Source organism: Pseudomonas sp. NPDC047961, from assembly GCF_050272435.1.
Classification (GTDB): domain Bacteria; phylum Pseudomonadota; class Gammaproteobacteria; order Pseudomonadales; family Pseudomonadaceae; genus Stutzerimonas.
Window position 1 is genome coordinate 55,259 of record NZ_JBNNMD010000002.1, and the last position, 21,150, is coordinate 76,408.

The window sequence follows — 21,150 nt, forward strand, 5'->3', positions numbered from 1 at the left end:
GCTGATTCACCGCAACTTCTCCGCCACACGCATCACTGCACTGCGCGAACGGGGGTTCGCCTTGACCTCTTCGGCGGACGCGTATTGCGGTTTGCCCAGCAGCTTCAGGCGCGGCACGAATTTTTCAGGGATGATCGGGAGGTCGCGCGGCAAGGTATCGGCCTCGCCTTTCGCATGCCGGCGCATGAACTGTTTGACGATGCGGTCTTCCAGCGAGTGAAAGCTGATGACCACCAACCGGCCGCCGACGTCCAGCGCTTCAAGAGCGGCTTCAAGCCCAACTTCCAGGTCGCCAAGCTCGTTATTGATAAAAATGCGCAGCCCCTGAAAGGCGCGTGTCGCTGGGTTCTTGCCTTTCTCCCAAGCGGGATTGGCCACCGTCAACACTTGGGCGAGATCCGCCGTACGCTCGAAAGGCTGCACAGCCCGACGCTGTACCACGGCGCGGGCCATGCGCTTGGCAAAGCGCTCCTCACCGTACTCCCTGAGCACTCGGACGATATCGTCTTCGTCGGCCGTTGCGATCCACTGGGCAGCGCTGATCCCTCGACTTGGGTCCATGCGCATGTCCAATGGGCCATCGTGCAGGAAGCTGAAACCGCGCCCGGGGTCGTCCAGCTGCGGCGAAGACACGCCAAGATCTAGCAGCACGCCGCTCAATGTGCCAGTCCAGCCGCGCTGCGCGAGCTCTGCGCCAAGCTCCGCAAAACTTCTCTGCACAACGACAAAGCGGCCATCCTCGGCCGCCAGTGCTTGCCCCGTAGCGATTGCTAGCGGGTCTTTATCGAATCCTAGCAAACAGCCATCAGGCCCAAGCTGCCGCAACAGCAGACGGCTATGCCCGCCGCGCCCAAAGGTCCCGTCCAGATAGCGGCCATCCGGGCGAACGCCGAGTGCCGCGACGGCCTCGTCGAGCAAAACGGTCACATGGTTATAGCTGCTGGTCTGGCTCACAGGATTAGATCACGCAATTCTTCCGGCAAAGCACCGGGTTGTTTGATGGCCGCCAGGTCCGCATCTGCTTGCGCGTTCCAGTCGTCCTCGTTCCACAGGCTGAACTTGTTCAGCTGACCGACCAGCATGGCCCGCTTGTCCAGACCGGCGTATTCGCGCAAACGCGGTGGCACCAGTACGCGACCATTGCCATCCATCTCAAGATCGACCGCATTACCAATGAGCAAGCGCTGCAGCCGGCGACTTTCTTCTCTGAGAGAGGGCAACTCGCGCAACTTGGCTTCGATCTGCTCCCATTCCGGCAACGGGTAAATTCCGAGACAACGGTCGACGGCATCAATGGTGATGATCAGCTGCCCCTCGCAACGCGAAACGAGCTCGTCACGATACCGGCTGGGCATGGCTAGCCGGCCTTTGGCATCGAGACTGATGGCGTTTGCTCCGCGAAACACGGTTGCGCTTCCCCTGATTTAGCTTTCCATGCCCATAAATACCCACTTCGTTCCACTTTCTACCACTTGTGCGCACTATAGAAATGCAGCAGCCCCACCGTCAAGGTACGCCTGACGGGAAAAACCCTTATGTGACGGGAATTTAGCAACCGAAACGGAGATAAACGGTAAACCGGAAGGGATAGCTGATAGAGATATTCAGCAAACGCAGAAGCCTGCACTTCGAAGTTAAAGTACTTTGTGAAGAGCAAGAATTTTTTGGACTAAGAAAGGCGGGATATTTCAAGAAAAGTCGGAGAGTCGATCTGTAAGCCGGGTTCTGTCGAGGACAGTCATTCCTCTACGACAGCCATCACTGACTGCCTCTAGCAACCTACCCGGATCCAGCGCGGGCCACGCCAATGGACCCCTATTTGGTCTTGCTCCAAGTGGGGTTTACCTAGCCACGGACTGTTGCCAGCCGCGCGGTGCGCTCTTACCGCACCTTTTCACCCTTACCGGCGCCGAAACGCTTAGGCGGTTATTTTCTGTGGCACTTTCCGTAGGCTCACGCCTCCCAGGCGTTACCTGGCACTTCGCCCTATGGAGCCCGGACTTTCCTCCCTCCCTTCTTGCGGAACAAAAAGAGACAGCGACTGTCCGATCGACTCTCCGGCGGCCAGGGTACTTGTCTACGCCGACACCCGCAAGCTTGATAGTTGGCCGCCTTAGCATCAGAAGCACTCGAACTGGCCACCAGTGCACTTACTGACTCGCACCCTTTTCTTGCAAGGCCAGCTGATAAAGCAGGTTCTTTCTGACTCCAGTAATTTCAGAAGCAAGCGCCGCGGCTCGCTTGACCGGAAGCTCAGCCAAGAGCAGATCCAAAATTCGGCGCGCATCCGCATCGACCGCCTCGTCTTGATTCGGCGCTTGCCAGCCCCCCACTACAAGCACGCACTCGCCGCGCTGCTGATTGGCATCGGACTCTACCCAAGCGCGCAATGCACCCAAAGGAAGGTCTTTCAGCGTCTCGAACGTCTTGGTCAACTCCCGCCCCAACACCGCAGGCCGATCGGAACCGAACACTGATTCGAGGTCAGCAAGCGCAGCAAGAATACGATGCGGCGCCTCGTAGAAGATCAACGTACGCGGCTCAGCCCGAAGATGCTCTAGGCGAGCAAGGCGTGCAGCCTGCTTAGCAGGCAGAAACCCCTCAAAGATAAAACGATCGGACGGCAGCCCGGCGGCGCAAAGCGCGGCAATAAGCGCACACGCACCGGGCAGCGGAACGACCCGGACACCTGCGGCGCGAGACAGCCTGACGAGGTGGTAACCCGGGTCGGATATCAACGGCGTGCCAGCATCGGAGATCAAGGCCACATCTTCGCCAGCCAACAGCCGCCGGATGAAACGCCCTCCCTCGTCTCGCTCGTTATGCTCATGACATGCAGCCAAGGGTGTGGTGATGCCAAAGTGCTGCAGCAGGCGAGATGAATGCCGGGTATCTTCCGCCGCAATCAGCGCGACCTCGGATAACACGCGCAAAGCCCGCGCGCTTATATCTTCGAGATTGCCGATAGGTGTGGCGACGACATAGAGCGTTCCCGCCGCGGAATTCACATCATCTGTCGCAGTCACAAGGCTTACCTCAGTCACTAAAACGCGCATTGTAGCCCGTTTACGGGCCGCGACATCGCGACCCCGCCAACGCTTGGGTACAATCCACCGACACCCGCCAGCGCCTTTTCAGGAATGAACACATGACGGCCCGCTTTCGCCCGCTAATCTTCTTATGCATTGCTGCCTTGCTGTCGGCCTGCGCCAGCTCACCATCCTCCACCCTCGGCGAACTGCCTCGCACCCCACAGGCATCGACGCAACAATTGCTGAAAGATGCCGATGCCAGTGATCCAGGCAAGGCTGCGTTGCTGCGGCTGTCAGCGGCCGACCAGAGCATCCAGCAAGACAACCTGACCCAAGCGCGCCAGATACTGGAACAAGTCGCCATTGACCAGTTGATGCCAGCCCAGCAGATGTTCGCCAAAACGCTGGAAGCCGAGCTGGCCCTAGCCGCTGGAAAGCCCGAAAGTGCGCTCCAGGCGTTACAGCATCCAGCCTTTGAACGTCTCGCCGAACTCCCTGTAGAGCAACAACTTCGCACCCAACTGGCTCGCGCCGAGGCGTTCGAAGCAAACAACCAGCCGCTCGATGCAGCGCGCGAGCGCACCTTCATCGCACCCCTACTCAGCGGTGAAGCGGCTGAGCAGAATCATGAGACGATCTGGTCTCTGGTCTCGAGTCTCGCGCCGGAGCAACTGCAACAAACCGCCGACACCGACCTCGCAGGCTGGATATCGCTGGCCACAGCCGTTAAGCAGGCCGGCACGCTCGGCCAGCAAAAACGCGCCATCGAGGCCTGGCAGCAGCAAAACCCTAATCACCCAGCCGCACGGCGCCTGCCCGACCCGCTGTTAAAGCTCAAGCAGCTGGCAGACAAACCCTTATCGCACGTAGCGCTTCTGCTGCCGATGGATGGGCCGCTGGCCAGCGTTGCACGCGCCTTGCGCGACGGATTCCTAGCAGCCCATCTTGCAGGGCAACAGGACCTGAAAATCGAACTGTTCGACAGCACCCGCCTGTCTTCTCTAGACGACTTTTACCGGCAAGCGTCTGCCTCGGGTGTTGAATTGGTGATCGGCCCATTGGAAAAGGATATGGTCCGCCAACTGGCCGATCGCGAACAGCTGCCCATTACGACCCTGGCCCTGAACTACAGCGATGCGAACCAACAGGTGCCGCCGCAACTGTTCCAATTCGGGCTGGCGGCAGAAGACGAAGCTCGTGAAGTCGCGCGCCGCGCCTGGGCCGATGGGCACCGCCGCGCAGTGGCGTTGACGCCTCGCGGCGACTGGGGCAATCGGGTGTTTGAAGCTTTCCGCCAGGAATGGCAAACGCTAGGTGGCACAGTGGTTGCCGCTGAACCCCTGGCCGAACCCATCGAGCTGGCAAACCAGATTGCCGATATGTTGCAGATACGCAGCAACGGAGGCAGCGATGAGTCGCAGCCTTCGCGTCGCCAAGATATTGATTTCCTTTTTCTTGCCGCCACGCCGCAACAGGCGCAACAAGTCAAACCCACCCTGATTTTCCAGTACGCCGGCGACCTCCCGGTCTATGCGACTTCGCACCTTCATGCCGCCACTGATAACCGCACGCAATACCTGGATCTCGAAGGCATTCGCTTTACCGAAACCCCCTGGCTGCTTGACCCGCAACTACCCCTGCGCCAGGAGATCGAGCGCAAGTGGCCGCAAGCCCGCGGCAGCCTCGGCAGGCTGTATGCGATGGGCGCTGACGCCTACCAACTGGCGCCGCGCCTGAATCAACTTCTTGCGCTACCTGACACACGGATTGATGGCCTTTCGGGCACGCTCAGCCTGACTCCGCAGCAGCGGATCGAACGGCGCTTGCCGTGGGCCGAGTTCCGGGACGGGGAAGTCCAACCGCTCCCGGATATTCCAGATTGATAGCGACCAGCAAACAGCTCAGTGGAAAGCGCGCAGAAGATTTTTCACTGCAGCACCTCCAGGCGCACGGTCTACGCCTGCTCTGCCGCAACTGGAGCTGCCGTAGTGGCGAGCTTGATCTGGTCATGCTCGATGGCGATACAGTAGTATTCGTCGAGGTTCGGTACAGGCGCCATGCCGCATGGGGCGGCGCACTCGAGAGTGTAGACCTGCGCAAACAGCAGAAGCTGATCAAGGCGGCCCAGCTCTTCCTGCTAAAGGAGAGTCGCTGGGCAAAGCATCCCTGTCGCTTCGATGTCGTTGCCATAGACTCGACCGAGAGCGGAGCGAAGCCCAGCTGGATTCGAAATGCCTTCGATAGCTAAAAACGCGCCATGCGGGTTTCGCAGCATCTCGTGGCATCACATCTGCACCAAAGATTCCTTGCGGCACGGCTAAAGCAGCCCAGCCCGTCACCTGAAGGTTTATTTCCGATGGACATGCAATCCCGTATACGTCAGCTCTTCCTCGCCAGCATCGAAACCAAACAAAGCGCGATGGAAGTGCTCGCACCCAGCATCGAGCAGGCCGGGCAAGTGATGGTCAATACCTTGCTCAGTGAAGGAAAAATCCTGACCTGCGGAAATGGCGGCTCCGCAGGCGATGCTCAGCATTTCTCCTCAGAGCTACTCAACCGTTTCGAGCGGGAGCGCCCTAGCCTGCCGGCAATCGCGCTGACCACGGACAGTTCGACACTGACCTCCATCGCCAACGACTACAGCTACAACGAGGTGTTTTCCAAGCAGATCCGCGCACTGGGTCAGCCGGGCGATGTGCTGCTGGCAATTTCAACCAGCGGCAACTCTGCCAATGTCATCCAGGCGATACAGGCCGCGCACGACCGGGAAATGGTGGTGGTCGCCCTCACCGGTCGCGACGGTGGTGGAATGGCTTCGCTACTGCTACCGGAAGACGTTGAAATCCGAGTGCCAGCCAAGGTGACCGCACGCATTCAAGAGGTCCATCTGCTGACCATTCATTGCCTATGCGACCTGATCGACAACCAACTCTTTGGGAGCGAAGAATGACTTCAGTTCACCTGCATGCGCTTACGCTCGCGCTGTGCCTCGCCGTCACTGGCTGCAGTTCCGTGCTTACCGCCACACGCGACGACCCAATTGACGATAATCGGGGAACCCGCACGATCGGCAGCACCATTGACGACTCGCTAATCGAAACGAAAGCAGCCGTGAATATTGCCAAGGCCCACCCGGACCTCGATCAGGCATCCCATGTCATCGTTGCCAGCTACAACGGCGTGGTTCTGCTGGCAGGCCAAACACCACGTGCAGAATTGAAGCAGCTAGCCGAACAGGCCGCCAGCTCAGTTCAGCGCGTCAAACGTGTACACAACGAAATTCAGGTTCTGAAACCTTCATCCGCCCTGGCTCGCAGCAACGATTCCTGGCTGACAACCAAGATCAAGGCACAGATGCTGGCAGACGCTAGCGTTCCTGGCTCACGCATAAAAGTCATTACCGAGAACGGCATTGTTTACCTGCTTGGCCTCGTCACGAGACAGGAAGGCAATCGTGCAACGAGCGTGGTGCAAGGCGTTTCCGGCGTGCAGCGCATCGTCAAACTGTTCGAATATATCGATTAAAGGCCCGGAGGCGGCAAGCGCACAGGTGGATGCAGCCTTGCATACCACCGCCTTGCCTTTCAGCCTCAAGCGCCTATCGATTTCTATTATTTAACTACTTTCAAGCTAGGACGCCCACCTGGGGCTGGACGTGACGGCGCGCTGGTGCCGGCCGAGGCATCATCGGATGGAGTCTCGTCATCCGGCGGAGTAGGCTCAACCTCGAATACCATCCCCTGCCCATTCTCCCTTGCGTAGATAGCCATGACCGCTGCAGCCGGGACGTGCAAGCTATGCGGAACACCGCCGAAGCGCCCTTCGAAGCTGATCGCCTGGTTATCCATCTTCAATTGACGCACCGCACTGGGTGCCACATTCAAGACGATCTGGCCATCACTGGCAAAACCATCCGGCACCTGAACGCCTGCATGATCAGCGTTGACCAGCAGATGCGGAGTGCAGTCATTGTCGACGATCCACTCGTACAACGCCCGTACCAGATAAGGTCGACTCGATGTCATATACAACCCCCTCTTTAGCGCATGTCGCGCTCAACGGTGGATAAACTGACCTGGAATGCCTCGCGAGCAAAGTTGATCTCCATGTAGTCGAGAAGCGGTTTCGCCGCCCGCGGCAACTCAATCCCCAGTTTCGGTAAACGCCAAAGGATAGGCAACAGGCAACAATCCACAAGACTAATCTCATCACTCATGAAGAACGGCTTTTCGGCGAAGACAGGGGAAACGCCGGTGAGGCTTTCACGCAATTCCTTGCGCGCCTGCGCTCGCGAAGCATCGGCAGTACGGCGATCAGCGATCCTGTCCACCAGGCTGCACCAATCCCGCTGAACCCGGTGCACCAGAAGACGAGTGTTCGCTCTGGCCACGGGATAAACCGGTAGCAGGGGCGGATGAGGGTAACGCTCCTCGAGATACTCAGTGATCACGCTCGGCTCGTAGAGCGCTAGATCACGATCCACCAACGTGGGCACGCTCGCGTAGGGATTTACTTCGGTCAACCTTACTGGGCAATGCGCTGCGTCGACGTCGATGATTTCGACACTGACGCCCTTCTCGGCCAGGACGAATCGCACACGATGCGAATAGTGGTCGGCGGGATCGGAATAGCAGGCCAACCGATTGGTAGCGGCCATAGGGTCCCTCCTCATTGGAATTATGTAATGGCAGAAAAAAACGCGCGCCCATCAGGGCGCGCGCAGGGTAACGCAAAACAGCACAGGATCAGTGAATGTCTTTCCAGTATTCCCGCTTGAGCAGATAAGCGAATACGAAGAAGAACGCCAGGAACAACAACACATAGGTACCGATGCGCTGGCTTTCCAGCTTGACCGGGTTGGCCGAGTAAGCGAGGAAGGTCACCAGGTTCTTGATCTTCTCGTCGTATTCGGCTTCGGTGAGCTCACCACTACCCGGCACAACCGTCATGGCATGGCAGTCTTCGTGCGTAATCGGAGTACCGGTCAGCGGATCGAATTGCTTACGACCGTCTTCGACGATCTGAACCTGCTTGCACGCTACCGACTCACCTTCAGGCAGCTTGCTTGGCAACACCTGACGCCCCTGCAGCGGCGCCAGAACATGCGGCATGCCGACATTAGGGAACACCGTATTGTTGACCCCATACGGACGCGTAGGATCTTCATAGAAACTGCGCAGGTAGGTATATAGCCAGTCGTTCCCACGCACTCGCGCTACCAGCGTCAGGTCCGGCGGAGCGGCACCAAACCAGGTCTTTGCATCGTCCGGCGTCATGCCGATCTTCATGTGGTCGCCGATCTTGGCGCCAGTGAACACGATGTTGTCGAGCATAATCTCTTCGGGGATACCCAAATCTGTCGCAACACGCTCGTACCGCTGGTACTTCGCGCTGTGGCAGCCCATGCAGTAGTTTGTAAAGGTCTGTAAACCGTCCTGCAGGGCCACCTTATCGGTTAGGTCAATATCGACCGGATCAAGATGAACATCAGTACCAGCGGCGAAACCAAATGCCGGCACGAGAGCAAGAATCAATGCAGCAAATTGCTTTTTCATCAGCCAGCCACCCTTTGCGGAACCACTTTGGTCTTCTCGAGCTTGGTATAGAACGGCATCAGGATGAAGTAGCCGAAGTAGATAGCAGTACAGATCCGCGCGAGAAGCGTGCGCTCAGGAGTCGGAGCCAGTACGCCAAGCACACCGAGAATGATGAAGGAGATGCAGAACGCCAGCAGCGCGATCTTGCTCATCCAGCCCTTGTACTTCATGGACTTAACTGGACTGCGATCAAGCCATGGCAACACAAACAGCACGGCAATCGAGGCACCCATGGCAATCACGCCAAGCAGCTTGTCCGGTACGGCACGTAGAATTGCGTAGAACGGAGTGAAGTACCAAACCGGAGCGATGTGAGCAGGCGTCTTAAAGGCGTTCGCCACTTCGAAGTTCGGCTTCTCGAGGAAATAGCCGCCCATTTCCGGGAAGAAGAACACGATGGCGCAGAACACGAAGAGGAACACCACCACACCCACGATATCTTTAACCGTGTAGTACGGATGGAACGGAATGCCATCGAGCGGCACGCCAGCTTCGTTCTTGGTCTTCTTGATGTCGACACCCATCGGGTTGTTCGACCCCACCTCATGCAGCGCGAGGATGTGCAGCACGACCAGCCCGAGGATCACGATCGGCAGTGCGATGACATGCAGCGCAAAGAAGCGATTCAGGGTGATGCCGGAAATTAGGTAGTCACCACGGATCCACTGAGTCAGATCGCCGCCGATAACCGGGATGGCACCGAACAGCGAGATAATCACCTGGGCGCCCCAGTAGGACATCTGACCCCACGGCAGGAGGTAGCCCATGAAGGCCTCAGCCATCAACGCCAGATAGATCATCATGCCGAAGATCCAAACCAGTTCGCGCGGCTTCTGATAGGAGCCATACAGGATCCCACGAAACATGTGCAGATAGACCACGACGAAGAATGCCGACGCCCCCGTGGAATGTAGGTAGCGAATGATCCAGCCGTATTCGACGTCCCGCATGATGTATTCGACGGAGGCGAATGCGCCCTCTGCAGACGGCTCGAAGCTCATCGTCAACCAAATGCCGGTCAGGATCTGATTCACCAGAACCAACAAGGCGAGGGAGCCGAAGAAATACAGAACGTTGAAGTTCTTCGGCGCGTAGTACTTGCTTAGATGGTCTTCCCACATCTTGGTCGCGGGGAAGCGCGCATCGACCCATTCCATGAATTTGCTCATCACGCGCTCTCCTGATCCACGCCAATAATGACCACAGAGTCAGTTTCGTAGGTGTGTGGGGGAACCGGCAGATTCAATGGCGCAGGTTGACCCTTGTAGACACGGCCAGCCATATCGTATTTCGAACCATGGCACGGACAGAAATAGCCACCAAGCCAATCAGCTCCGAGGTCAGCCGCCGCCACTTCCGGACGGAACGATGGAGCACAACCAAGGTGCGTACAGAGCCCGACGACAATCAGAACTTCCGGCTTGATCGAGCGAACCTGCGGATCCACATAGGCAGGCTGCACCGAGGCCTCGGACTTGGGATCGGCTACCGTATCGGTGAGCTTATCCAGATTCGCCAGCGCCTCATCGGTACGACGAACGATAAACACCGGCTGACCGCGCCACTCTGCCACCATTTGCTGGCCTGGCTCGATCTTGCTGATATTAACCCTAACCGGTGCACCGGCTGCCTTGGCCTTGGCACTTGGGAACCACGATCCCACAAACGGGACCGCCGCACCCACCGCTCCTGCAGCACCTACTACCGAAGTAGCGGCTACGAGGAAGCGACGCCGGCCAGCATTCACGCCGTCATTGCTCATTCAGTCGTCTCCCATCAGTTTCTTATGGCCTACCGAAAGCAGGCGTCTACTACGTGCGTCTACTGTAAAACGAGGCCGCTAAAAATTCGCCAAATGGTAAAGAAAACCCCCTCGCATGACAAGGTAATAACAGGATACAACCTTACGTCAGGCCCCGAAAATCGGGGCCTGACGCGTGACAAGCTGTCGCAGCAGCGAAACGGCAGCCATAAAAAAACGCCCAGCTCCGTGAGAAGCTGGGCGTTCTTTTTGAGAAGCCTGAATTAGCGCTTCGAGTACTGCGGACGCTTACGCGCCTTACGCAGACCGACTTTCTTACGTTCAACTTCGCGAGCATCGCGAGTGACGAAGCCAGCCTTGCGCAGAGCAGGACGCAGAGTCTCGTCATACTCCATCAGCGCACGGGTGATACCGTGACGGATCGCACCGGCCTGACCACTCACACCACCACCCAGAACGGTTACGTAGATGTCGAACTTTTCGACAGTCTCGGTCAGTTCCAGAGGCTGACGAACGACCATGCGAGCGGTTTCACGCCCGAAGAAGTTGTCCAGCTCACGGTTGTTGATGGAGATTTTGCCAGTACCCGGACGCAGGAATACGCGCGCGGTTGCAGTCTTACGACGGCCAGTGCCGTAGTTTTGAGTCGCCGACATAATGAACTATTCCGTTAAATCTTCAGTTCTTGGGGCTGCTGAGCGGTATGCGGATGATTGGCACCCTTATACACCTTCAGCTTACGGTACATGTCGCGACCCAGCGGGTTCTTAGGCAGCATGCCCTTGACCGCGGTCTCGATCACACGCTCTGGCGCCTTGGCGATCAGCTTCTCGAAGTTGATCGACTTGATGCCACCCGGGAAACCGGAGTGAGAGTAGTACATCTTGTCGGTGGTTTTCGCACCGGTAACACGCACTTGCTCGGCATTGATAACGACGATGTAATCACCGGTATCGACGTGAGGGGTATATTCCGCCTTGTGCTTGCCACGCAGGCGGCTAGCGATTTCGGTTGCCAGACGACCCAGGGTCTGGCCGGCAGCGTCGACGACGAACCAGTCGCGCTTGACGGTTTCCGGTTTAGCAGTAAAAGTCTTCATTCGTTATAGCCTCAGGGGCCGCCCTGAAAATAAGACGGCGAATCTTACTGAATGGTGCTCGCCCTGGCAAGACCAGGACAGCCGGAAACAGACGCTATCGGGGGCTCGGGTCAGCGCGTCCGCTACGGCAGTGTTCGGTAGGCTAGGCATCCCCTACCTTGTTTTTGCGTCAACGGGCTAGGCATCCCCGGCGACAGGCTGCGGAATTATCCGGATTACCAGCCAAATAGCAAGCAGCTTCTCGCCGTTCTGAGCAGACGGCGTGCCGCGGCGAAATCAGGGAGCTGCTGCCAGTAGCCGCCTACCGCGACAAATACCCCCGCGCCACTGCGAAGCAGGAAACTTATCGCCTGCGCTACCATCCCAACCGAGATCTCTTCAAACGCAAGGACACTGCATGGAAAAGCGCCAACTAGGCCGTACTGATCTTGACGTCACGGCGCTCTGCCTGGGCACCATGACTTGGGGCGAGCAGAATAATGAAAGTGAAGCTTTCGCCCAAATGGATTGCGCGAAAGCTGCAGGCATCAATTTCGTCGACACCGCCGAAATGTACCCGGTACCGCCGAAGCCGGACACCTATGCCACCACTGAGCGCTACATAGGTAACTACTTCAAGGCACGCGGTAATCGTGCCGACTGGATCCTGGCCAGCAAGATCGCCGGCCCCGGCAACGGCATCAGCCACATCCGCGACGGCCAACTGAAAATGAATCGTCAGCACATCGTTGCCGCACTGGATGCGAGCCTTCAGCGCCTGCAAACGGATTGGATAGATCTTTATCAGCTGCATTGGCCGGAGCGCAGCACAAACTTCTTCGGCCAGCTCGGCTACCGTCACCAGGATCATGACTTCACGCCGATCGAGGAAACGCTAGAGGTGCTCGACGAGCAAGTAACAGCCGGCAAGATCCGCCATATCGGTCTGTCGAACGAAACGCCATGGGGCACCATGAAGTTTCTGCAACTCGCCGAATCCCGAGGCTGGCCCCGCGCCGTTTCGATCCAGAACCCCTACAACCTGCTTAACCGGACCTTTGAAGTCGGCCTCGCCGAAATAGCCGTGCGCGAGCAATGCGGACTCCTCGCTTACTCGCCGCTGGCCTTCGGCATGCTCAGCGGCAAATACGAGCAAGGTGCACGACCAGCCGGAGCACGACTGACCCTATTCAGTCGCTTCGCGCGCTACGCCAAGCCGGAATCGCAAGCGGCTTGCTCACGGTATGTGGCGCTTGCCAAGGAGTACGGACTGGACCCTGCACAAATGGCCCTGGCCTATGTAACCCAACAGCCTTTCGTAACCAGCAACATCATCGGCGCAACTTCAATCGAACAGCTAGAAAGCAATCTCGCAAGCTCGGAACTGCATTTATCAGCCGAGGTGCTCGAAGCCATAGAAGCCATTCACACTGCGCAACCCAATCCCGCACCCTGAGGGATAATGGACCAACTACCCGGCAATGGCAGCACTGCGCAAACCTTGCCGGCGCCACCACTCATACCCTTTGGCGCAAGGAGCGCATAGATGATCGCTGCCGAATTGCTTGCCCCGACCAGCCTAGTGCTGGGCTGGCTGCTCTATGCCGCCGGACTGATATGGGCCTGCATGCGTGCACCCTGGGTCGAGCTGTTTAGCGATACGCGGCGCCAGCACCTGCTGTTCGGCGCGGTCCTTGCGGTCTTTCTGCTTTGGCTGGTCCGCCGAGACTTCGATTCGGGTTTGTCTTTCCACTTCATTGGACTGACTGCGGTCACGCTACTGCTCGACTGGCCCTTGGCGATTCTCGCTGCCTTTGTCGCCCAACTTGGATTGACGGTCACAGGCCACCAGCAATTGGTTGCCCTCGGCCTGAATGGCGTGCTGCTGGTATTGATACCCGTGACGGTCACCGAAGCTTGCGCGATCGCCGTGGAGCGCACCCAGCCTCGCAACCTATTCGTCTATATATTCTTTTCGGGTTTTTTTGCGGCCGGCCTTGCGACCCTGATCTGCATCCTGGCAGGGCTCGGAATCTTACTAATCGACGGCCTCTATCCAATGCCGCCCTGGCTGGATGATTTCGCCGGGTACATCTGGTTGGTGATGTTTCCCGAGGCTTTTATCAACGGCGCGGTCGTTAGTGCATTAGTGGTGTTCTATCCGGACTGGATGGAAACCTTCAACCGCAGTCGCTACTTGCAAGCTCCTTGGAAAGACGACAGCAACGATGATATGTGAGTAAGCCGTAGCGCTAGCCAGCCGCACAATCAAGCCGCGACGCGAACGCGCCCTCAGTGCTGGCGCGGCGGCATATCGTCGGAAAACAGATCATCCTCAAGCTCATTACCCGGGATCGCATGCTCTTCCGATGCCCAGGCACCTAAGTCGATCAGCTTGCACCGCTCCGAACAAAAAGGTCGATTCGCACTTTTGACACTCCACTCGACCGGCGCGCCGCATGTCGGGCAATCGACAACAGGAATACTCATTCCTGACCTCCTCTTAGCGTCAGATAAAAATCATGTAAACGTTTAACCTCACTCTCCAGCCAGGCCCGGTCCCGATCATTGACCAGCACATCATCAGCATGACGCAAACGCTCTTCGCGGCTGGTCTGTGCGTCGAGAATGGCGCGGATCTGCGCTTCGCTGGATTGATCGCGCTGGATGGCGCGCTCCAACTGCAGCGCCTCTGGCACATCGACAACCAGCACGCGCGCAACCTGCTGGTGTTGACCGGACTCCACCAATAATGGCGATACCATGATCGCGTACGGCGAGGTCGCCCGAGCAAGATGCTCAGCGACTTCCTGGCGTATCAGCGGATGCAACAGTTGCTCAAGCCATTTGCGCTGTTCAGGCTCGCGAAACACCAGCTCGCGCAGTGCCGCTCTATCCAGCCCCCCGTCGAACGCAAGAACACCCTCACCGAACCGATCGACAATCAGCCCCAGGGCCGGGCGGCCTGGCTCGACAACCCAGCGTGCAGCATGGTCGGCATCAACCCAGTGCACCCCCAGCCGGCCGAAAGCCTCCACCACGGCACTCTTGCCGCTGCCGATCCCGCCAGTCAAACCCAGTACCCAAGGTTTCATCACGCACCGTCCAGGCTTCAAAACAACGCGCAGTAGTAACGCTTGAAAAGCGAGGATGCAAGAGCGAGACAAACCTGGCCGAAGGACCCACAGCGCGGATCAACCCGCTCCAGCAAACAACCCGCCGTTAGAACCGGGCAAATTGAAGATACGCCGAGGTGATCTGGTCGCCCCAGAGCAAAGCGACCCATCCCGCAATGGCGAGGTAGGGACCAAAGGGAATTGTCGTCCCGCTATCGGCCTTCTGCATGCGCAGCATGATAGTGCCTAGCACCGCACCCACGACCGAAGAGAGAAGAATGGTCAGCGGCAAAACTTGCCAACCACCCCAAGCCCCCAGCATCGCCAGCAGCTTGAAGTCGCCGTAGCCCATGCCCTCCTTGCCAGTCACAAGCTTGAACAGCCAGTACACCGACCACAGGCAGAGATATCCAGCAACCGCCCCCCACACCGCATCAGGCAACGGAGCGAACAAACCAAAATAGTTAGCAATCAAACCCAGCCAAAGCAGCGGCAACACAAGTGAGTCAGGCAGCAACTGGTGATCGACATCGATCATGCTCATTGCCAGCAGGCCCCAGGTCAGCAACAGCATCGCCCCAGCCTGCCAGGAGAAGCCGAAGTGCCAGGCCACATAGCCAGACAAAACACCGCACAGCAGTTCGACCAAGGGGTAGCGACTGCTGATCGGCGCACGGCACGACGAGCATTTGCCACGCAGCGCTAGCCAGCTGACCAAGGGAATATTTTCCCACGGGCGTATTTCATGATCGCACTGCGGACAGTGAGAGTTGGGCAGAACCAAATTGAAGGTCGCAGTCGGCTCGATCGGCAAATCAAGATATTCACGCGCCTGAGCACGCCAGTCCCGCTGCATCATGATCGGAAGACGGTGGATAACAACGTTGAGAAAACTGCCCACCAGCAAACCCAGCACCAGTGCACATAAAACAAAGGCCAGCGTGCTGCTGGCCAGAACGTCGAGAATCATTGCTTTATCCGACCACACTGCCGAGCTGGAAAATGGGCAGGTACATGGCAATGATCAGACCGCCAACAAGCACACCCAGCACCGCCATGATTAGAGGCTCCATCAAAGTGGTCAGGTTGTCGACCATGTTGTCGACCTCCTCCTCGTAGAAGCTGGCAACTTTATCTAGCATCTCATCCAGCGACCCGGATTCTTCGCCGATTGCGGTCATCTGAATCGCCATGGACGGGAATACGCCTGTGGTACGCATCGAAAAATTGAGCTGCACACCCGAAGACACATCGTTGCGAATCTTGCCGACGGCATTGCGGAAGACCACGTTACCAGTGGCACCGGCAACCGAATCCAACGCGTCAACCAGCGGCACACCGGCAGCGAAGGTTGTCGATAAGGTCCGCGCGTAGCGGGCCACCACCGCCTTGTACATGATGTCACCGACGATTGGTGTCTTGAGAAGAACTCGATCCAACGTATCGCGAAATTTCTCTGAACGCTTGTAGCTGTGCTTAAAGAGGAACGCTGCAGTGAACAGGCCGATTAACACTAGATACCACCACTCCTGCAGCCACCGGGACAACCCGACCACCATCATAGTAAAAGCAGGCAGTTCGGCACCAAATCCCTCGAACACACTTTCGAATTGAGGCACGACCTTTATAAGGAGGATGGCTGAAACGATGATCGCCACCACAATCACCGCGATCGGGTAGGTCATTGCCTTTTTGATCTTGGCCTTTAGCTGCTCGGTTTTCTCCTTATAGGTCGCAACCCGGTCCAGCAGGGTTTCCAGCGCACCGGATTGCTCACCGGACTCCACCAGGTTGCAGTAGAGATCATCGAAATATTGCGGCTTCTTGCGCAGCGAGCCAGCGAAGCTGTTACCCGCCGCCACCTCCTGCTTAACCTCGTCCACCAACTTGCGCATGTTGGGGTTGTCGAAACCTTCTCCGATGATGTCGAAGGACTGCAGTAGTGGCACACCCGCCTTCATCATGGTGGCCATCTGTCGCGTAAAAAGGGCGATGTCCATCGGCTTGATTTTCTTGCCGGCGCCAAACAGGGAGACAGCCTTCTTGCGCACCTTTAGCGGATTGATGCCCTGCTTGCGGAGTTGCGCCTTGATCAGCGCCGGGCTTTGACCGGAGAGCTCACCCTTGATTTTACTGCCCTTGCGGTCAGTCCCTTCCCAGGTGAAAACACTGGTTTTCAACGCTTTTTCCGCCATGGTTAATCCTTGGTCACGCGGTTGACTTCTTCCAGGCTGGTAATGCCATTCATGGCTTTGACCAGACCGGAAATGCGCAAATCATTGAATCCATCTTTGCGCGCCTGAATGGCGATATCGATGGAGTTGCCTTCTTCCATGATAAGCCGCTGCAGGGCAGGCGTGATTTTAACCACTTCATAAATACCGACACGACCCTTGTATCCGCCATTGCAATTCTCACAGCCCACCGGCCCGTAGAGCTGAAAGGTGCCAATTCTGTCTTCTGGTATCCCTTCCTTCAAAAGCGCCTCGCGTGGCACCTCCACTTCCTTTTTACAGCTAGAGCAAAGCTTACGAGCGAGCCGCTGGGCAATGATCAGGTTGACTGAGGTAGCGATGTTAAAGGCCGGTACGCCCATGTTACGCAGACGAGTGAGCGTCTCCGCAGCACTGTTGGTGTGAAGGGTCGACATGACCATATGGCCGGTTTGGGCGGCCTTGACGGCAATCTCCGCAGTCTCCAGGTCTCGAATTTCCCCTACCATGATGATGTCCGGATCCTGACGCAGAAAGGCGCGTAGCGCCTGGGCGAAATCCATGCCCTGACGCGGATTGACGTTGACCTGATTAATACCCTCCAGGTTGATCTCCACCGGGTCTTCGGCCGTAGAAATGTTCACGTCCACGGTATTCAGAATGTTCAGCCCGGTGTACAGCGAAACCGTCTTGCCCGAACCGGTCGGGCCCGTCACCAAAATCATCCCTTGCGGCTGTTTCAGCGCGGCCATGTACAGCGCCTTTTGATCCTCCTCATAACCCAGCGCGTCGATTCCCATCTTGGCACTGGAGGAATCGAGGATACGCATCACGATCTTCTCGCCCCACAGCGTGGGCAGACTGTTCACCCGGAAATCAATGGACTTGGTCTTGGAGACTTTCATCTTGATTCGCCCGTCCTGGGGCTTGCGCCGCTCGGCAATGTCCAACGCCGCCATGACCTTGAGGCGAGCCGAAATCCGACTGACCAGCTGCACCGGCGGCCTCGCCACCTCATGCAACACCCCATCGGTACGAAACCGCACGCGATAGGACTTTTCGTAGGGCTCGAAGTGCAAGTCGGAGGAGCCCCGCTTGATCGCATCCAGCAGCATCTTGTTGACGAAGCGTACAACCGGGGCGTCATCCGCCTCGTTGTGCTCACCTTCTTCCTTGGCGGCAGCCCCGCCACCCACCTCGATATCCAGATCGTCCAGATCGGAATCGGACAGGCCATCCAGCGCGGTATTGGCCGACTCGAACAGCTTTTCGATGGCTTCGCCAAGTTTGTCGTCTTCCACCAGCACCGACTCGACCGAGAGTCCGGTATTGAACTGAATATCGCTGATGGCCTGGTGATTGGTCGGGTCGGAAACGGCCACATACAGCTTGTTGCCGCGCCGCTGCAGTGGAAGCACGCGATGCTGGCGGACCAGCTTTTCGCTAATCAGATCTTGAGGCTGGGTTTCTTTATCCAGCGTGGTGAGATCGAAGTACGGAACGCCGAACTGCTCTCCCGCGACCTCCGCCACCGCCCGGCTTTTCACCAGTTTGTTCTGCACCAGCCATGAAACCAGCGGCACCTGATTGCGCTGGGCCTGCTGCTGCGCCTGCAGCGCGATCTTTTCATCAAGCTGACCGACCAATACTAGCTGGCGAGCCAAACCACCGAGGGGAGCGTTTTCGTTCATTGAACTGCCTATAAAGGCCAGGGGAATGTCGCGCCCTTATAACGTAGTTCCAAAGACCTGCCAAACACGCTTAGGAGAGGTGGCAATTTTTGTCACTTGTTGACTGGGGGCGCTGTTCTCTAACCGAGCTACACCGCCAACAACTACTAGCTCAACTGCTCTCACCCGCAGCACAAACTGTAGGAGGCGCGCCCTCGCGGCTAAACGCTGCCGAGCATCTCTTATATAAGCCGAGGCATTTGGCCGAGGCCCAGCGCCTAAGCGCCCACAGCCCAAGCCCAGCGGGGCCTCAGACTAGGCTCACACTCCTGTAGGAGGCGCGCCCCGCGACGCAGCTTGGCTCCACAAGCTAAAGCCCGGCGCCTACCACCGACCCAGCACAACTCCGAAAAAGTGAGCCACCGCACAACACCGACTATCTTCCAAACCCCACCGCCCCGCCTGGCACAGAAGCTGCTCTTGTCTCCTCAGGTCCAACGACCTCACCAACAAGGAGCTTTGTATGAAATCCATCAAGAAGCAAAAAGGTTTCACTCTGATCGAGCTGATGATTGTGGTAGCGATTATCGGCATTCTGGCGGCCATCGCGATTCCTCAGTTCAACGAGTATCGCGCCAAGGCGAATGATTCGACTGCGCAAGCAGATGTTAAGAACAGCATCAGCGTTATGACTGCGGCTCAGCTCTGACCTTTATCCAATTCAAGGAAAAGAAAATGAAGAAGAATATTTTGGCCCTTCTGTTCATCTCAGCCGCGGGCATCTCTACACTTGCTGGCGCAGCAGAAATCAAGTCAGGTACAGCCATTACAACTGCTGACTGCAAACTGCTTGGTGAGCAAGTAACACTAAACCTGTCTAACAATGTTAGCGGAGCTTACTCTTGCAACGAAATAACCAGCACAATTAACGTTGCAGCGTGCCATAAGGCGGGCAGCCGCAAGTCGATGGACGTTAAATGTGCAATCGTAACACCAGCAGACGGCACGACCCCGGCAGTCTGGAACAATGGCTCATGCAAGGCGACTACCGATACCTTTGAAAGCAGTGACTACAGAGGCTATGTGGCGAGCAGCAAAGGCGGATCAGTTGCGCAGAAAGAACTTGGTGGAAATTGCACTGCCGCAACGGCAGAAACGCTAATCACCAAGTAAAACATGAGCCAAAGAAGGTTTCTTGCCTTCTTTGGCTCTCTTATGGCACGCGAAAAAGCTCATTGCGAAATCGACGAACCAAAACATGGATACCGAAATCAGTTATACATGCGGATTTACTATAATAGAACTACTTATAGTTATTTCCATTATTGGAATTCTCACCGCCATCGCGTTGCCGCAGTTTAGCGAATATCGAGCCAAAGCGAATGACACTAGCGCTAAAGCTGACACTCGCGCAGCTGCCGCCTTAATGTCTAGCAACCTAGCCCGATAATCATATACAAATTAATCCGCACCACTTACGCAATCAGAAGATAACCAATAAATTAGAGCGTGCACTTTCCACGACTTTTGAATCGCGGCCATCTCCGCCTGTTCCTAGCGATACATAATTTCATGCCGATTTGCAGGATATTCCGATCAGGTTCTGCCTAGCGCAAGGCGCCCGCTTCGGTTGGCTGGCTGGCCGTCACCCTATTTACATTTTTACCCTTGGGAGTCACTTTCCCCTGCATCAGGGCTGTAGGTCGGGTGTAGTCCGTGCGAACAAAGCCTCTGCACCCAATCCCTCGCCGCACATCGCACATCGTGTGGGGCACAAGTCTAGACCGGACTGCAATTCCTACCCGCACGCTTAACCTCTATGGCTAGAGAATATCTCATGTTGTTTTCACCAACCCTGTCAACCGGGTTCCGCGTCGCGTTTCGCTCCCGCTTTAGCTGGCGGGCAGGCGGCTCTCTACTCGTGCTTGCGCTCGCCGCACTTCTAGCCGCGCAATTCAGCGGGCGACAACCCGCTACGGTCGCAATGGATATCGGTCTATCTGTGATCCGTCTACTGTTGCCCTTGGTGCTAGTATTGACGACCCAAGAGCTGCTATCACGCGAATTCGATAGGCGCTATTTCCTGAACACCCTGTCCTATCCGCACCCACGCCATAGCCTGTTGCTCGGCCGCTTCATGGCCGTAGCCAGCCTGACGCTCGGCCTACTGCTGTTGCTCGCCGGCGCGCTGGCGCTGCTGGTCTGGTCGATTGGTCTGGGCTACGCTCAAAATACCCCGGTTGCGCTGGAGCTCCATTATCTGGTCACCGTTGCTTTTATCGGCCTCGATCTGCTGCTGCTGACCGCCGTTGCCACCCTCCTCGCGGTGATAGCATCTACGCCTAGCTTCGTACTGATCGGCACGTTCGGCTTTATGCTGATTGCTCGCTCATTTGGTGCAATATTTGAACTGCTCACCCGCGACGCGTTAGTGGTAACAGATGGCGAAACCTACCGTTCCGGTGTCGGCCTGCTGAGCTATCTGCTGCCGGACCTGGGTTTGCTGGACGTGCGCATGGTCACCCTCTACGGGCGAATGGAATTGCTGCCGGCTGACTGGCCCTGGCTGGTGCTATCGACCCTGAGCTATACAGTAGGCTTGCTGGCCGTGGCGGTATGGGCCTTGCAACGTAAGCGTTTCGCCTGATATGCGCGCGCTCCACTCGTTACTGTCCGCCCTGC

The 21,150-nt window shown here is 57.2% G+C and carries 25 protein-coding genes and 1 other RNA gene; 10 read left to right on the forward strand and 16 right to left on the reverse strand.

Features of this window, described 5'->3' with window-relative positions:
• Positions 1 to 6 precede the first annotated feature (6 nt).
• The 4 genes from rsmH to rsmI all read right to left on the reverse strand — a co-directional run bounded on the left by rsmH (position 7) and on the right by rsmI (position 3,056).
• A complete protein-coding gene (gene rsmH, locus ACQKIK_RS06530; protein ID WP_499135262.1) occupies positions 7 to 954 on the reverse strand; it encodes a 16S rRNA (cytosine(1402)-N(4))-methyltransferase RsmH in 948 nt (315 codons plus the stop codon).
• A complete protein-coding gene (gene mraZ, locus ACQKIK_RS06535; RefSeq protein WP_046164246.1) occupies positions 951 to 1,406 on the reverse strand; it encodes a division/cell wall cluster transcriptional repressor MraZ in 456 nt (151 codons plus the stop codon). Before mraZ ends, rsmH begins: the two co-directional genes overlap by 4 nt.
• A gap of 292 nt (positions 1,407 to 1,698) precedes the next feature.
• Positions 1,699 to 2,057, reverse strand: an RNA gene (gene rnpB, locus ACQKIK_RS06540) — RNase P RNA component class A.
• A gap of 93 nt (positions 2,058 to 2,150) precedes the next feature.
• A complete protein-coding gene (rsmI, locus tag ACQKIK_RS06545) occupies positions 2,151 to 3,056 on the reverse strand; it encodes a 16S rRNA (cytidine(1402)-2'-O)-methyltransferase (RefSeq protein ID WP_241529087.1) in 906 nt (301 codons plus the stop codon).
• A gap of 92 nt (positions 3,057 to 3,148) precedes the next feature.
• On the opposite strand from rsmI, the gene ACQKIK_RS06550 reads away from it, so the two are divergent.
• The 4 genes from ACQKIK_RS06550 (at position 3,149) to ACQKIK_RS06565 (ending at position 6,557) form a co-directional block, all read left to right on the forward strand.
• Positions 3,149 to 4,915, forward strand: coding sequence for a penicillin-binding protein activator (locus ACQKIK_RS06550; RefSeq protein WP_499135263.1), 1,767 nt, complete (start codon positions 3,149 to 3,151; stop codon positions 4,913 to 4,915).
• Positions 4,912 to 5,280 carry a YraN family protein gene (locus tag ACQKIK_RS06555; RefSeq protein WP_127840018.1) on the forward strand — a complete coding sequence of 123 codons (369 nt, stop codon included), beginning with the start codon at positions 4,912 to 4,914 and terminating at the stop codon, positions 5,278 to 5,280. Before ACQKIK_RS06550 ends, ACQKIK_RS06555 begins: the two co-directional genes overlap by 4 nt.
• Before the next feature lie 108 nt (positions 5,281 to 5,388).
• On the forward strand, positions 5,389 to 5,982 hold the full coding sequence (locus tag ACQKIK_RS06560) for a phosphoheptose isomerase (RefSeq protein WP_045424810.1): 594 nt from the start codon (positions 5,389 to 5,391) through the stop codon (positions 5,980 to 5,982).
• A complete protein-coding gene (locus ACQKIK_RS06565; protein ID WP_045424807.1) occupies positions 5,979 to 6,557 on the forward strand; it encodes a BON domain-containing protein in 579 nt (192 codons plus the stop codon). Before ACQKIK_RS06560 ends, ACQKIK_RS06565 begins: the two co-directional genes overlap by 4 nt.
• Before the next feature lie 86 nt (positions 6,558 to 6,643).
• Here the strand turns inward: ACQKIK_RS06565 and ACQKIK_RS06570 are convergent, their stop codons facing one another.
• The 7 genes from ACQKIK_RS06570 to rplM form a co-directional block, all read right to left on the reverse strand.
• On the reverse strand, positions 6,644 to 7,057 hold the full coding sequence (locus tag ACQKIK_RS06570) for a ClpXP protease specificity-enhancing factor (protein ID WP_045424804.1): 414 nt from the start codon (positions 7,055 to 7,057) through the stop codon (positions 6,644 to 6,646).
• A 14-nt stretch (positions 7,058 to 7,071) separates the two neighbouring features.
• Positions 7,072 to 7,689 carry a glutathione S-transferase N-terminal domain-containing protein gene (locus tag ACQKIK_RS06575; protein ID WP_045424802.1) on the reverse strand — a complete coding sequence of 206 codons (618 nt, stop codon included), beginning with the start codon at positions 7,687 to 7,689 and terminating at the stop codon, positions 7,072 to 7,074.
• A gap of 88 nt (positions 7,690 to 7,777) precedes the next feature.
• Complete coding sequence (locus tag ACQKIK_RS06580) at positions 7,778 to 8,587, reverse strand: cytochrome c1 (RefSeq protein WP_046164240.1); 810 nt, start codon at positions 8,585 to 8,587, stop codon at positions 7,778 to 7,780.
• Positions 8,587 to 9,798 carry a cytochrome b gene (locus ACQKIK_RS06585; protein WP_499135264.1) on the reverse strand — a complete coding sequence of 404 codons (1,212 nt, stop codon included), beginning with the start codon at positions 9,796 to 9,798 and terminating at the stop codon, positions 8,587 to 8,589. Before ACQKIK_RS06585 ends, ACQKIK_RS06580 begins: the two co-directional genes overlap by 1 nt.
• A complete protein-coding gene (petA, locus tag ACQKIK_RS06590) occupies positions 9,798 to 10,391 on the reverse strand; it encodes a ubiquinol-cytochrome c reductase iron-sulfur subunit (RefSeq protein WP_045424793.1) in 594 nt (197 codons plus the stop codon). Before petA ends, ACQKIK_RS06585 begins: the two co-directional genes overlap by 1 nt.
• Before the next feature lie 263 nt (positions 10,392 to 10,654).
• The gene (gene rpsI, locus ACQKIK_RS06595) at positions 10,655 to 11,047 is read right to left on the reverse strand and encodes a 30S ribosomal protein S9 (protein WP_021209313.1); all 393 of its coding nucleotides are present in this window, start codon (positions 11,045 to 11,047) and stop codon (positions 10,655 to 10,657) included.
• A 14-nt stretch (positions 11,048 to 11,061) separates the two neighbouring features.
• Complete coding sequence (gene rplM, locus ACQKIK_RS06600; protein WP_019342644.1) at positions 11,062 to 11,490, reverse strand: 50S ribosomal protein L13; 429 nt, start codon at positions 11,488 to 11,490, stop codon at positions 11,062 to 11,064.
• Between the two features lie 397 nt (positions 11,491 to 11,887).
• Here rplM and ACQKIK_RS06605 point away from each other — a divergent pair, with 397 nt between their 5' ends.
• Both ACQKIK_RS06605 and ACQKIK_RS06610 read left to right on the forward strand, forming a co-directional pair.
• The gene (locus ACQKIK_RS06605; protein ID WP_499135265.1) at positions 11,888 to 12,925 is read left to right on the forward strand and encodes an NADP(H)-dependent aldo-keto reductase; all 1,038 of its coding nucleotides are present in this window, start codon (positions 11,888 to 11,890) and stop codon (positions 12,923 to 12,925) included.
• A 90-nt stretch (positions 12,926 to 13,015) separates the two neighbouring features.
• On the forward strand, positions 13,016 to 13,708 hold the full coding sequence (locus ACQKIK_RS06610) for an energy-coupling factor ABC transporter permease (protein WP_499135267.1): 693 nt from the start codon (positions 13,016 to 13,018) through the stop codon (positions 13,706 to 13,708).
• A gap of 53 nt (positions 13,709 to 13,761) precedes the next feature.
• On the opposite strand, the gene yacG is transcribed toward ACQKIK_RS06610, so the two are convergent.
• The 5 genes from yacG to pilB all read right to left on the reverse strand — a co-directional run bounded on the left by yacG (position 13,762) and on the right by pilB (position 18,489).
• Positions 13,762 to 13,959 (reverse strand): DNA gyrase inhibitor YacG, encoded by a 198-nt coding sequence (gene yacG / locus ACQKIK_RS06615; protein ID WP_499135268.1) that lies wholly within the window; start codon positions 13,957 to 13,959, stop codon positions 13,762 to 13,764.
• Positions 13,956 to 14,564, reverse strand: coding sequence for a dephospho-CoA kinase (coaE, locus tag ACQKIK_RS06620; protein ID WP_499135269.1), 609 nt, complete (start codon positions 14,562 to 14,564; stop codon positions 13,956 to 13,958). Before coaE ends, yacG begins: the two co-directional genes overlap by 4 nt.
• 127 nt (positions 14,565 to 14,691) lie before the next feature.
• On the reverse strand, positions 14,692 to 15,555 hold the full coding sequence (locus ACQKIK_RS06625; RefSeq protein WP_499135271.1) for a prepilin peptidase: 864 nt from the start codon (positions 15,553 to 15,555) through the stop codon (positions 14,692 to 14,694).
• 4 nt (positions 15,556 to 15,559) lie between these two features.
• On the reverse strand, positions 15,560 to 16,780 hold the full coding sequence (locus ACQKIK_RS06630; protein ID WP_499135272.1) for a type II secretion system F family protein: 1,221 nt from the start codon (positions 16,778 to 16,780) through the stop codon (positions 15,560 to 15,562).
• A 2-nt stretch (positions 16,781 to 16,782) separates the two neighbouring features.
• Positions 16,783 to 18,489: a type IV-A pilus assembly ATPase PilB gene (gene pilB / locus ACQKIK_RS06635; protein ID WP_499135274.1), complete on the reverse strand. Its 1,707-nt coding sequence runs from the start codon at positions 18,487 to 18,489 to the stop codon at positions 16,783 to 16,785.
• Positions 18,490 to 18,991: 502 nt separating this feature from the next.
• Here pilB and ACQKIK_RS06640 point away from each other — a divergent pair.
• The 4 genes from ACQKIK_RS06640 to ACQKIK_RS06655 all read left to right on the forward strand — a co-directional run bounded on the left by ACQKIK_RS06640 (position 18,992) and on the right by ACQKIK_RS06655 (position 21,115).
• Entirely contained in the window at positions 18,992 to 19,177 is a 186-nt protein-coding gene (locus tag ACQKIK_RS06640; RefSeq protein ID WP_009867989.1) for a type IV pilin protein, read from the forward strand.
• A 26-nt stretch (positions 19,178 to 19,203) separates the two neighbouring features.
• Positions 19,204 to 19,641, forward strand: a complete 438-nt coding sequence (locus ACQKIK_RS06645) for a hypothetical protein (protein ID WP_499135276.1) — start codon at positions 19,204 to 19,206, stop codon at positions 19,639 to 19,641.
• 85 nt (positions 19,642 to 19,726) lie between these two features.
• On the forward strand, positions 19,727 to 19,918 hold the full coding sequence (locus tag ACQKIK_RS06650) for a type IV pilin protein (protein ID WP_499135277.1): 192 nt from the start codon (positions 19,727 to 19,729) through the stop codon (positions 19,916 to 19,918).
• 387 nt (positions 19,919 to 20,305) lie between these two features.
• On the forward strand, positions 20,306 to 21,115 hold the full coding sequence (locus ACQKIK_RS06655; protein ID WP_499135278.1) for an ABC transporter permease: 810 nt from the start codon (positions 20,306 to 20,308) through the stop codon (positions 21,113 to 21,115).
• Positions 21,116 to 21,150: the final 35 nt, after the last annotated feature.